We start from the raw sequence: 12,084 nt of genomic DNA on the forward strand, positions 1-12,084 counted from the left end.
GGTATTCGCCAATTCTTGCAGGTTATTTGCCGCACTGGCGGTTTCGGCTGCGGCGGCACTGTTCTCTTCGGTCATTTGCGCCACTTTTTCCACCTGGCTGGCAATGTCATTGCTGGCGCTGCTCTGCTCGGTCAGGGCCGAAGAGATGTCGTTGACGACGCCGACTACCTGCTCTGCCCCGTCCTTGATCTGGATGATGGCCGAGCCGGCCTGGTTTGCCAGCGCCACGCCGCCGCTGACCTGATCGACCGCCGTTTCCATGGTGGAGACCGCGGCTTGGGCGCTGTGCTGCATGGCGGCGATCATCTGGGTGATTTCTTCCGTGGCCTTGGTGGTGCGCTCTGCCAATTTGCGCACTTCATCGGCCACCACGGCAAAGCCCCGGCCTTGCTCACCGGCGCGAGCGGCCTCGATCGCCGCGTTGAGAGCGAGCAGATTGGTCTGGTCGGCGACATCCTTGATGACCTGGACGATAGAGGAAATCTGGTTCGAATGTTGGTCCAGCTCTTCGATGGCTTGGGCGGTGTGGCGCACGGTTTCGGCGATTTGCGACATTTCCGAGGAGGCCTTGTGGATGATTTCCCCGCCCTCGGTGGAGAGTTTGCCCGATTTACGGGAAATCTCCACGGCTTCGCGTGCACTCTCGGAAACGTGATTGATGCTGACGGTCATTTCCTCGACCGCGGCCGCCATGGCGGAGGTCGCTTCGCTCTGGGACGAAGAACTGGTGGCGACCTGACCTGATGCGGCAGAAAGGCTTTGCGCCGCATCCGAGACCTTGGCCACGCTGCCGAGCACTTGGCCGAGAGTCTGCTGCAAAGCGGTCATGAGTTCGTTGAAGGCCTTGGCGGTTTGCCCGACTTCATCTTCGGTGTGGACCGGGATGCGCTGGGTGAAGTCGCCGCTTTTCTCGACCTCGGTGATGGTGGTGCGCATCTGGTTGAGCGGTCCGGTGATCGAGCGGATGATCCACCAGGCCAGGAGCAGTCCGAGCGCCACGCCACCGACGATAGCGCCGATCGAGATGGCGCGCGCGGTGGAGTTTTGGGCTTCGGCCCGGTCGAATTCTTCCTTGGCAACCCGTGTTTGCAGGTCGGTCAGCGCCTGCAGTACCTCGCTCATGTCTTTTAAGTTGGTGCGTGAGCCTTTCAGGAAACGGCTGGTGGTGTCGATGGAGAAATCGTTGTTTTTAAGCGACTGCACTGTTGGCAGCAAGGTTTCCTCGAGGAACACCTTGCGTTTTTGCATGAAGTTTTCCGCCAGCTGTTTTTCTTCAGGAGTAAGGTAAGTCGCCATGTACTCCGCCCAGATTTTGTCTAATTCGGTCTTGCTGGCTTCGATGCGTTTGACATGCTCGGAAACCGGGTGGTCATGCAGTTTGGCGACCTCGTAGCTGGGGTTGTGCTGTAAAGCGCGCAGGACTTGATCGACGTTGGCATTGAATAGTTGCGCCACCTTGGCGAGACTAGCCAGGGGAACGGTACGATCCGTATAAACCGTTTCCAGGCTGCTGACGGCAGTCGAAGTCGCGCGCAAGCCGATGATGCCGATGGCGACCATGAAAATCGTCATCAGGATGACCAGAAAAATCAGGCGTGAGCCCACGTTCAGTTTGCTTGGCATTCTTCTGCTCCAGGGCGGGGATTGCGGTTTTTTTGTGACGGCCGTTTATTTAAGTCTAAATTCTGTAACAATTGTATGCTTGGTTCATTGGCCGCGCAATCGAGCCATTAATAATGAGTGGTGTCTTGAACCGACGACGGTTTGTGAATTTAAATGCGCCCGCATATACTTGTGGCCGTCTTTCGCCAAACAAGCTGAATCGAAACATGGACTGGAAATCTGCGGGTACGTTCGACGACATTCTCTACCACCAGGCCGAGGGTATCGCCCGGATCGCCATCAATCGGCCCGAGGTGCGCAATGCTTTCCGGCCCCAAACTGTGCGGGAGCTGATGGATGCCTTTCATCAGGCGCACATGGACCCGGAAATCGGCGCCATAATATTGACCGGCGCCGGCGACCAGGCCTTTTGTTCCGGCGGCGACCAGAAGGTGCGCGGCGATGACGGTGGCTACCACGACGAGCAAGGTGTGCCCTACCTCAACGTACTGGATTTGCAGCGCCAGATCCGCAGCCTGCCCAAGCCGGTGGTGGCGATGGTGGCGGGTTATGCCATCGGCGGCGGTCATGTGCTGCACCTGATCTGCGATCTGACCATTGCCGCCGACAACGCCCGCTTTGGCCAGACCGGGCCGCGCGTCGGCAGTTTCGATGCCGGTTTCGGCGCCGGCCTGCTGGCGCGCACGGTCGGCATCAAGAAGGCCAAGGAAATCTGGTTCCTGTGCCGCCAGTACGATGCCCAGGAGGCGCTGGCGATGGGGCTGATCAACGCGGTAGTGCCGCTGGCAGAACTGGAAAGCGAAGCCGTCAAATGGTGCCGGGAGATGCTGCAGCTCTCGCCCACTGCGCTAAGGGTGCTGAAGGCGGCATTCAATGCCGATACCGACGGCTTGGCGGGTATACAGGAACTGGCCGGCAACGCCACGGCGCTGTATTACATGACGCCGGAAGGCCAGGAAGGGCGCAATGCCTGGCTGGAAAAGCGGCAGCCCGATTTCGGCAAGTTCCCGCGCCGGCCCTGAATCGTTTGAACCGCAAAGGACGCTAAGGGCGCAAGGAAAAATCAAATTCATGCATTATCTCGCGTACCTTTGCGTTCCTTGCGGTGAATGGATTTTGAACGGATGAATTCATTTCACTCTCGCATTCTTGTCTGGTTGCTGGCTGCCCGCCCCAAGACGCTGACAGTTTCCATCGTGCCGGTGATGGTCGGCAGCAGCCTGGCTTATGCCGAGACCGGCGCTGTGCTATGGCTGCCGCTACTGGTGGCGCTGGCGGCGGCGATGCTGATCCAGATTGGCACTAACTTGCATAACGATGTCAGCGACTTCGAGCGCGGTGCGGATGGCGCTGAGCGCATCGGCCCGGCTCGCGCCACCGCCTCTGGATGGCTCGCCCCTGTAGTCGTGCGGCGCGCCGCTTTCGCCTGTTTCGGCTTGGCTGTACTGCTCGGGATTTACCTGGTCTGGCATGGTGGCTGGCCGATCTTGCTGCTCGGGCTTTGTTCCGTTGCCGCCGGCTGGGCCTATACCGGTGGGCCGCGGCCGATCGCCTACAGCGCCTTGGGGGAGCTGTTCGTCTGGCTGTTCTTCGGCTTGGGGGCGGTGATGGGCAGCTATTATCTGCAAATCCTTAGTCTGGGCTGGAGCGTTTTCGTCGCTGCATCCATGGTCGGTTTGTTAGCCGCAGCCGTAATTACGGTGAACAATTACCGGGATTTCGACAGTGACCGGAAGATAGGCAAGAATACCCTGGCAGTGCGCATCGGGCGCGGCGGTAGTCAGGCAGAATATGCGCTGCTGCTGTTTACGCCCTATTTGCTGCTGCCGCTGTTGGCCCATTTGAGTCATTCCGGGTGGGGGCTCGGGCTGCCGCTGTTGTCGCTGCCCCCGGCGGTATCACTGTGGCGGCGTTTCCGGCATGAACAGCCGGGGCCGGTTTTTAACCTTATCCTGACGCAGACTGCGCAACTGCAGTTGAGTTTCGGGACTCTATTAAGTATCGGGTTAGTGCTATGACCAGACTTGTTTATTTGTTTGCACTGGTTTTTGGTTTGTTGGCTGGCGCGGGTCTGATGGCCGGTGCGTCCGTTGCTGCCGAAATGGAAGTCATGCCCTCCGCCGACCCGGTGTTTGCCGCCACGTTGACCGATTTCGACGGCAAGCCGGTGTCGCTGGCGGAACTGAAGGGGAAGCTGGTGGTGTTGAACTTCTGGGCGACCTGGTGCGGGCCTTGCCGCACGGAGATACCGCACTTGATCGAGGCCCAGGAAAAGTATGGCCCGCGCGGTATCGTGTTCATCGGCGCAGCGGTTGAGGACAATGCCGATTCGGTACGTGATTTTGGCAAGGCCTATGGCATCACCTATGCCGTAGCGATGGCCGGCAAGGACCAGGGCATTGCCCTGTTGCGCGCCCTGGGCAACAAGATCGCAGGCCTGCCCTTTACCATCGTGCTTGACCGCCAAGGCAACATCGTTGCCACCAAGCGCGGAATCATGACGCCAGCGCGCCTGCAGCAGATCCTCGATCCTCTCCTATAAAAAGCACGCAAAAAAGCACGCACCACAGAGGCACAGAGAAATGAGGTTCGCCGGGATGGGCAGTTTTATCGCCCAATTCTCAAAACAATGGATCACCCCCCTAGCCACAGAGTTAAAGAATGCGTTTGGGTCTTGTCTCTTGTTTCTCAACTCTATGCCTTTGTGTCTCTGTGGTAATTCAATTGCTATTTTCAGGATAACTTAAGGTGCGCCTTACCCACTGCACTTTCGCGCCCTATCGCTTGCCGTTGCGCCAGCCGTGGGTCAGTGCGCGCGGTGGTATCGTCGTGCGCGAAGGCTGGTTGGTCAGGCTGGTGACCGACGCGGGACTGATCGGTTACGGCGATTGCGCTCCGCTGCCGCAAGCGGGGACGGAGGATATGGACAGTGCCGCCGCATGCCTGTCGGATTGGGCTGCGACGCTAACCGGGCTGTCGCCGGAGGAGGCGCTCGGCAGGATAGCCGCTAGCGCAGCCGGGACGCCTGCGGCCTGTTGCGGTCTGGAAACAGCGCTGCTCGACTTGCTGGCGCAACAAGCCGGGCTCCCTCTGGCGCGCTGGCTTAACCCGCGTTCATCCCCCGTCGTCAAGGTGAATGCTGTGCTCGGCGGCCTGGATCGGCAGATGGTTGAGCGCGCATTGACCGCAGTGACCGAAGGTTATTCCGTTCTCAAGCTGAAGGTGGGGCTGGCGGCAGGGCATGAGGAAATCCCTTTGCTGCGCGATCTGGCGCGTTGCCTGCCGGCGGGCGTTTCCTTGCGGCTGGACGCGAACTGTGCGTGGAACGAGAGGGAGGCAGAAGATTTTCTCGGTGCATTGGCCGGTCTGCCGGTGGAATCGGTTGAGGACCCCTTTGCCAACCCGGATATGGCGGCGTGGTTTCGTTTGCAGGCTAAAGTTCCTTTCCCGTTGGCGGCGGATGAATCCTTGCAGATCATGGGCGCGGACACGGTGTTTAATCAGCCGCCGGTGCGGCGTGTGGTATTGAAGCCGATGGTGCTGGGTGGACTGGTGCCCGCACTGGCGCTGGCGCGCCGGGCGCGTGAGGCGGAGGTGGAATGCGTGGTGACGACCACGGTTGACAGTGCTGTCGGGGTGACTGCGGCCCTGCATTTGACCGCGGCCGTGGCGAACGATCTGGCGCATGGATTGGCGACTTCGTCATGGCTGGGTGGCGATGTGGGAAATTTGCTGCGAGTGGCATGCGGGGAGTTGCACCTTGGAGATTGTCCGGGGCTGGGATACATTCCCAGAGAAGAAAATGAATATTCGGAGAAAATATTTATTATTTGATATGGATCAAGATAGATGGCAGTGTTATATTACGCACATCGCGGATATTCTTGTCCTGAATGTTGGCGAAGTGGCGCTTCCGGCGCTGAAAACATTGAAATAGATGTAAATAAATCATGTTTGGCTTGATCTAAGTCAAAGATTAAAGATGTGCTATATATAAGACTATGTGTGTCAAATCGCACACTTCAGATTTTGGTTGGCATAAGTCAGGTGCAGGTTTTTTTATGTGGTTTTTTAATAACAGGAGACGTTTATGAAGCTCTTCACTAAGCAGACAGCCACGCTGGCATTAGCGGCGGGGATGGGTTTTGCAGCAGTGTCCAGTGCCTGGTCGGCGGAATCGCTGCAGGACGTAATGAAGCGTCGCGGCTTGTCACAACAGAATTTGCTGGCCGCGGCCAAAACCTACGTTCCGACCGGCGGACGCGATGAATTCATCGCATTCAGCTCTGGCGGCCAGTCTGGCCAGATGATCGTGTACGGCATTCCGTCCATGCGCATCCTGAAATACATCGCCGTGTTTACGCCGGAACCTTGGCAGGGTTATGGTTTCGATGAAGAATCCAAGGAAGTGCTGAAAGGCGGTCGCATCGATGGTAAGGACATCACCTGGGGTGATACTCACCATCCGGCGCTTTCCGAAACCAACGGCAAGTATGACGGCCAGTTCCTCTTCATCAACGACAAAGCCAACCCCCGTCTGGCAGTGCTCGACCTGCGAGACTTCGAAACCAAGCAGATCGTGGTCAACCCGATCTTCAAATCGGAACACGGCGGCGCATTCGTGACCCCGAACACCGATTACATCATCGAGGCTGCCCAGTACCCCACTCCATTTGCAAACAAGAAGTTCGTTCCGCTTGAGCGCTTCAATGAAGAGTATCGCGGTGGTGTGACCTACTGGAAGTTCGACCGCAAGGAAGGCAAGATCGACGTGAAGAAATCCTTCTCGCTCGAGCTGCCCCCTTACAGCCAGGACTTGTCCGATGCGGGTAAAGGCCCGAGCGATGGCTGGTCTTTCACCAACTCCTTCTGCACCGAGCGTTATGTCGGCGGTATCGAGAAAGGGCGTCCTCCCTACGAGGCTGGCTGCTCGGCTAAAGACACCGACTACATGCACGTGATCAACTGGAAACGGGCTGCCGAACTGGTTGCCCAGGGCAAGGCCAAGAAGATCAACGGCATGGATGTGCTCATGATGGACGTGTCCATCAAGGAAGGCGTCCTGTTCCTGATCCCGGAGCCGAAGAGCCCGCACGGCGTGGACGTTACGCCTGACGGCAAACTGATCACCGTGGCCGGCAAGCTGGATACGCACGTTTCGGTGTACAGCTTCGAGAAAATCCAGGCTGCGATCAAGGCCAAGAAGTTCGAGGGTAAAGACCCCTACGGCATTCCCGTGATCGCCATGCAGGACGCGCTGCACAAGCAGGTTCAGTTGGGCTTGGGTCCGCTGCACACCCAGTACGACTCGAAGAAGTGCGTGGCCTACACATCGCTGTATGTGGATTCCCAAGTTGCCAAGTGGGACTACTGCGAAGGCAAGGTGCTGGACAAGATCTCCATTCACTACAACATCGGTCACCTGATGACCATGGAGGGTGATACAATGGATCCGAAGGGCCATTACCTGGTGGCGCTGAACAAGCTGGCGATCGACCGCTTCAACCCGGTGGGCCCGCTGCATCCGCAAAACCACCAGCTGATCGACATCTCCAACGACAAGATGCAACTGTTGTACGACATGCCGGTTCCTCTGGGTGAACCGCACTATGTCGTGGCGATCGATGCCAAGATGCTGAAGCCTGGTGTGCGTTACAAGGTGGGTACCAACAGCCGTACCGATAAGCCAAGTGCTGGCGCGGTGCATGCCGGTGAAGAACATACCGACAAGAAACCTGGCAAGGTTGAAGTGTTCGGTACTCTGATCCGTTCGCACATCACGCCGGAAACCATCGAAGCGACAGTAGGCGATGAAGTTACCATCCACCTGACCAACCTCGAGCGTGCTCAGGACGAGACCCACGGTTTCACGGTGAGCACTTACAACGTTCACGCTTCGGCTGAACCGGGAAAAACCGTGACGGTTAAGTTCAAGGCGGACAAGGAAGGTGTGTATCCGTACTACTGCACCGAGTTCTGCTCTGCACTGCACTTGGAGATGGAAGGCTACTTGTTGGTCAAGCCGAAGGGCTACAAGGAAATCAAGGTGGCAGCAGCCAAGGCTGAGTACACCAAGGCTGACTACGACAAGCAGTTGAAGAAAATCGCTGATACCCAGGCCGTAATTGACAGCGTGGTGGGCTTTATCACCAGCCAGAATTACAAAGACTTCCCTGATGTTGTTGCACTGGTTGAAGACGCAACCGACCAGCTCAACCGCATGAAGGAATCTAAAGCCAAGCACGAAGAGGCGGCCAAGAAACAGGATTGGCAGCAAGCCACCCTGTGGGCTGAGCAGGTCTGGCAGTATCAGGTGAAAGCCGCCGACATCGGTCTGCGTGCCAAGACCTACCTGGAGCAGCATGGCTCACATAAGGTGGGTAAGTAAGCTGACTTAACTAAGCTGTAGCAACCGAGGCGGGGAGCATGGAAATGCTCCCCGCCTTTTTTAACTGTAAATTACAAATTAAATATAAAAAGATATTTGCATCCTTAATATTTTATTGATCTACATCAATATAAAAGGTAGAATTTTTGGCGCTGTAAAATGGTGTTGTTATTTTGATCATGGAGTCTAGATATGAAACTTTTACCAGTTGTTGTCGTCACAATGTCTGCCGCATTGATCTGCGGTTCCGCCTTTGCGGGTGATGGCGCAAAGCTGTTCGTAGAGAAAACCTGCACCGCCTGTCATGGCAAGGATGGCAAGAAGCCGTTGATGCCCGATTACCCGAAGATCGCCGGCCAGAACGTCAAGTACATCGAAAAACAGATGCTTGACATCAAGAATGGCGTCCGTACCAACGGTAACAGCGCGGCCATGAAGGGCGTCATGGTTATCGTGAGTGAAGCAGAGATCAAGGATATTGCAGAGTACGTTTCCAAGCTGAAGCCCTGATCAAGTTTTTTTGCAGGAACAGGAATTGTGACTGGATTGATATAAATCAATGCGCACGAGCAAGAGTATCAATTATATTAATTAATATGCATTGAATAATTGCTCTCAGGCGCTTCATGTTTTAGGAATAGAAAGGAATACGATGAATAAGTCTTTACTGGCAGCGGTGCTGTCCCTGGCGTTGGCCCCAGCAGTGGTTTTTGCAGCGACACCCGCCCCAGAGTTGCATAAAGAGGGTATCGGCGCCAAGGGCTACGTTTGGAATGAGCAGGCAGGTGAAAAAATCGAGGCACTGAAGCTCAAGGGCGACGTCAAGCGCGGCAAGGAAGCCTATGAAGTGTGCGGCGCCTGTCATCTGCCCAGCGGTTCAGGCCGTCCTGACGGTACCTTCCCGCAGTTGGCCGGCCAGCATTCCACCGTGATCATCAAGCAGATCGCCGACATTCGCGGCGGCCTGCGCGACAACCCGACCATGTATCCGTTTGCCGTGACCCTGAGCGATGCCCAGGAACTGGCTGACGTGGCTACTTACATTCAAACCCTATGCATTCCCCGCGAACACGGCATGGGTTCGAAAGATCCCGCTACCCTGAAACAGGGCGAAGAGTTGTACAAAAAGGAGTGTACCACCTGCCACGGCGTCAACGGCGAGGGTGACAAGGCGAAGTTCTACCCGGTTCTGGCCGGACAGCACTACAAATACATGCTGCGTCAAGTCACCGAAATTCGTGATGGCAAGCGCCGCAATGCCAATCCGGACATGGTGAAGATCGTGAAGAAGTATAGCGACCGGGATCTGGATGCTGTGGTGACCTATATGTCCACCCTGACCATGCCTGGGACCTTGTGCGCGGAGAAACCCGCAGGCAAGAAAGAGCATAAGGAAGAGAAGCGTAAGCATTAAGCAACCGTCCGGCGGTTGGCTGTTTAGGAAAAGCCTATAGAAAGCAGGGAGACCTGCTTTCTATAGCATAAGAATATAAGTTTCTCAGTATATTAAAAATATTCTTGCCAGGACATGTAAGACGATGTCTGTGGGGGTGGCTTTACGCCTGATTGGGCATGCGTCTGAATTCAATATGGTGAGTTAAAGCGATGAATATCGGAAAAAACCAGAATTTACTCGTCAGAGGGCTAACACTGGCCGCTTTGATTTTATTGATAGTGTCTTATTTTACGCCGATCTGGTGGGTGTCGCTGACTGCGCCGAACTACCCGAAGGAAGCTTTCCCGGATGGCATCCGCATCCATTTCCACTTCAACGGTGTGTATAACGGTTGCAAGCCGATTTCGTCAACTAGTCGCCTCGGGAAAGAAACCCTCCAGGCCGATCTGGGCGATGACTTGGCCGACCGTGCAGCTGGAGGTCCCACACCGGAGTCTGCTGAAGTCGGCTTGAATTGCGTGCATGAAATGAACACCATCAACCACTATGTGGGGATGTATCCGATCGATACCGGTGCCCCGGTGGAGGTTCCGATGTCGAAGTTTTTCTTCGGCTTCTTTGCCGTGATGCTGCTGGGGTTCATGGCGACCCAGCGCAAGCAGCAACTGATGATACTGGGCGCGGGCTTCGCTGCCGTAACCGCGTGGATGGTGGTTGACCAACTCGTTCTGGGTCATTTGAATGCTTTTGCCGATCATTACTATCATGAGGCGAGCACTTTCTTCAATCAGCCCGAGGTATTGGCTCGTTGGGTGGCCAATTTGCAGATGGCGACCAAAGCGACCATGGCGGGACTGGTGGTGGCGATGCTGATCATCATGTTGGGGGTCTGGAAAATTCGCCAGTTTTCTCTGCTGTTGGCCCTGGTTCCTGCCCTGCTTCCGCTTTTCTTCGTGCTGGATTACGCGGGCTGGTTGTGGTTTTTCGGTCATAACATGCATCCCTGGGGGGCTTTTACGGTCAAACCTTTCATGCCGACCGTGTTTGGCGAGGGCAAGGTCGCGCAGTTCAGCACCTACTCCTATCCTTATTACGGCTATGCCATTTTGCTGGCCGCGTCTGCCGCGCTGCTCCCGGCACTCCTGATTCGCCGAAAAATGATGCGGGAAGGACAGGCTTGAAGGGATAGAATGCGCAATTCCCTAGTCTAATTGATAGTGGAATTCTTGCGGCCCTTTGAGGGTTAACCCAAATTAAAGTTGAGCTTGTGATTAACTGTTTGCGAACAGCTTGTGCGTGGATATTGCTGGTGGCACCTCTTTCAGTGAGTGTTGCCGCCGAGCTTGGGGGCAGTGCCGACTTGAGCACCGCTCCCCGCGTGGATGTGGATAAGCCCGTGCAGCTGGTGCCGCTTCTCGAGCGCGATCCGCGTATCCACCACCTGCCCTCTTTCCAGAAACTGGTGGATGCCACCCCCGCAGGCGGTGTGCTTAAGCCCAAGCCCGGTCTCTATGCCGGGCCGGTTCTGGTGGATAAGCCCATCGTGATTGACGGCGGCGGCAAGGTCACCATCGACGGTGGCAACAAGGGCACGGTGTTCGTACTGCAAGCCAACAGCTCCACGTTGCGCGGCCTGCACCTCATCGGATCGGGTTCGTCGCACGATTCCGACGACGCCTGTCTGAATGTGCGTGGCAACAACAACTATATCGAGTCCCTGGTCATCGACGATTGCCTGTTCGGCATCGACCTCAAGCAAGCGAACAACAACGTTGTCCGCAACAACAAGATCAAGTCCAAGCCTGTCGAACTGGGGGTGCGCGGCGATGCCATCCGGCTCTGGTACAGCATGAACAACCGGATTGAATCCAACGATATTTCCGATTCGCGGGACACCGTGGCCTGGTATTCCAACGGCAATGTGTTCTGGAAAAACAGAACCGTCAGAAGCCGCTATTCCCTGCATTTCATGTTCGCCGGCCGGAATGTGGTAGATAACAACTACTACTACGACAATTCGGTGGGGGTTTACCTGATGTACACCGATGACATGATCGTGCGCAACAACGTGATCTCCCACTCCAACGGATCCACAGGCATGGGAGTGGGATTCAAGGAGGCTAGCGGAGCGGTGGTTGAGAACAACGAGATCATCTACTGCGGTATAGGAATTAGCTCGGACCTTTCCCCTTTCCAGCCGGACTCGACGATTCGCATCGAGGGTAACCGCATTGCCTACAATGGCATCGGCGTGATGTTCAACAGTGATCGGGAAGGCAATATCTTCAAAAGGAATGTTTTTGAGGGCAACCTGACCGACGTAGCGGTGGGAGGGTCCGGTTCGTCCAAGCGCAACGTGTGGCACGGCAATTACTGGGACGACTATCAGGGGTTCGACCGTAATAATGACCGCATCGGCGACACTCCTTACAAGCTGTATGCCTACGCGGACCGGTTGTGGATGGAAATTCCTCACGCACGGTTTTTCAAAAATGCGCCGCTGATGGAAGCGATCGATTTTCTTGAGCGGCTGGCACCCTTTTCCAACCCTGAATTGATCCTCCAGGACGATGCACCGATGTTTCACAAACCTAAGCAGTCCGTTCCACCAAAACACTGACATGAAACAGCGTCTTTTCCCGCCATGCGTCGTTGCATCCCCTTGCCGTATACCCCA

Annotated in this window: 10 protein-coding genes; 9 read left to right on the forward strand and 1 reads right to left on the reverse strand. The window is 56.0% G+C overall.

The genetic code is table 11. The features are described from left to right. A partial coding sequence (locus tag VMV64_RS10405; RefSeq protein WP_325329991.1) for a methyl-accepting chemotaxis protein occupies positions 1-1,623 on the reverse strand: 1,623 nt, incomplete at its 3' end. A gap of 206 nt (positions 1,624-1,829) precedes the next feature. Here VMV64_RS10405 and menB point away from each other — a divergent pair. From menB to nosD, 9 genes are all read left to right on the forward strand, one after another. Next, entirely contained in the window at positions 1,830-2,645 is an 816-nt protein-coding gene (gene menB / locus VMV64_RS10410) for a 1,4-dihydroxy-2-naphthoyl-CoA synthase (RefSeq protein ID WP_325329993.1), read from the forward strand. Between the two features lie 102 nt (positions 2,646-2,747). Further along, the gene (locus VMV64_RS10415) at positions 2,748-3,641 is read left to right on the forward strand and encodes a 1,4-dihydroxy-2-naphthoate polyprenyltransferase (RefSeq protein WP_325329995.1); all 894 of its coding nucleotides are present in this window, start codon (positions 2,748-2,750) and stop codon (positions 3,639-3,641) included. Beyond that, a complete protein-coding gene (locus VMV64_RS10420; RefSeq protein ID WP_325329997.1) occupies positions 3,638-4,165 on the forward strand; it encodes a TlpA disulfide reductase family protein in 528 nt (175 codons plus the stop codon). The genes VMV64_RS10415 and VMV64_RS10420 overlap by 4 nt, the downstream gene beginning before the upstream one ends. Before the next feature lie 206 nt (positions 4,166-4,371). Next, positions 4,372-5,457, forward strand: coding sequence for an o-succinylbenzoate synthase (gene menC, locus VMV64_RS10425; protein WP_325329999.1), 1,086 nt, complete (start codon positions 4,372-4,374; stop codon positions 5,455-5,457). Positions 5,458-5,713: 256 nt separating this feature from the next. Further along, positions 5,714-8,011: a Sec-dependent nitrous-oxide reductase gene (gene nosZ, locus VMV64_RS10430; protein ID WP_325330001.1), complete on the forward strand. Its 2,298-nt coding sequence runs from the start codon at positions 5,714-5,716 to the stop codon at positions 8,009-8,011. Positions 8,012-8,203: 192 nt separating this feature from the next. After that, positions 8,204-8,521 carry a cytochrome c gene (locus VMV64_RS10435; protein ID WP_325330003.1) on the forward strand — a complete coding sequence of 106 codons (318 nt, stop codon included), beginning with the start codon at positions 8,204-8,206 and terminating at the stop codon, positions 8,519-8,521. A 142-nt stretch (positions 8,522-8,663) separates the two neighbouring features. After that, entirely contained in the window at positions 8,664-9,425 is a 762-nt protein-coding gene (locus tag VMV64_RS10440) for a c-type cytochrome (RefSeq protein WP_325330005.1), read from the forward strand. Between the two features lie 191 nt (positions 9,426-9,616). After that, positions 9,617-10,588: a hypothetical protein gene (locus VMV64_RS10445; protein ID WP_325330007.1), complete on the forward strand. Its 972-nt coding sequence runs from the start codon at positions 9,617-9,619 to the stop codon at positions 10,586-10,588. A 128-nt stretch (positions 10,589-10,716) separates the two neighbouring features. Further along, on the forward strand, positions 10,717-12,027 hold the full coding sequence (gene nosD / locus VMV64_RS10450) for a nitrous oxide reductase family maturation protein NosD (RefSeq protein ID WP_325330009.1): 1,311 nt from the start codon (positions 10,717-10,719) through the stop codon (positions 12,025-12,027). Positions 12,028-12,084 lie beyond the last annotated feature (57 nt).

The sequence above is a fragment of the Sulfuricella sp. genome (assembly GCF_035531155.1).
GTDB lineage: Bacteria > Pseudomonadota > Gammaproteobacteria > Burkholderiales > Sulfuricellaceae > Sulfuricella.

Coding starts and splice junctions, on each gene's coding strand:
- menB (WP_325329993.1), top strand. CDS start 1,830: ATGGACTGGAAATCTGCGGGTACGTTCGACGACATTCTCTACCACCAG.
- VMV64_RS10415 (WP_325329995.1), top strand. CDS start 2,748: ATGAATTCATTTCACTCTCGCATTCTTGTCTGGTTGCTGGCTGCCCGC.
- VMV64_RS10420 (WP_325329997.1), top strand. CDS start 3,638: ATGACCAGACTTGTTTATTTGTTTGCACTGGTTTTTGGTTTGTTGGCT.
- nosZ (WP_325330001.1), top strand. CDS start 5,714: ATGAAGCTCTTCACTAAGCAGACAGCCACGCTGGCATTAGCGGCGGGG.
- VMV64_RS10435 (WP_325330003.1), top strand. CDS start 8,204: ATGAAACTTTTACCAGTTGTTGTCGTCACAATGTCTGCCGCATTGATC.
- VMV64_RS10440 (WP_325330005.1), top strand. CDS start 8,664: ATGAATAAGTCTTTACTGGCAGCGGTGCTGTCCCTGGCGTTGGCCCCA.
- VMV64_RS10445 (WP_325330007.1), top strand. CDS start 9,617: ATGAATATCGGAAAAAACCAGAATTTACTCGTCAGAGGGCTAACACTG.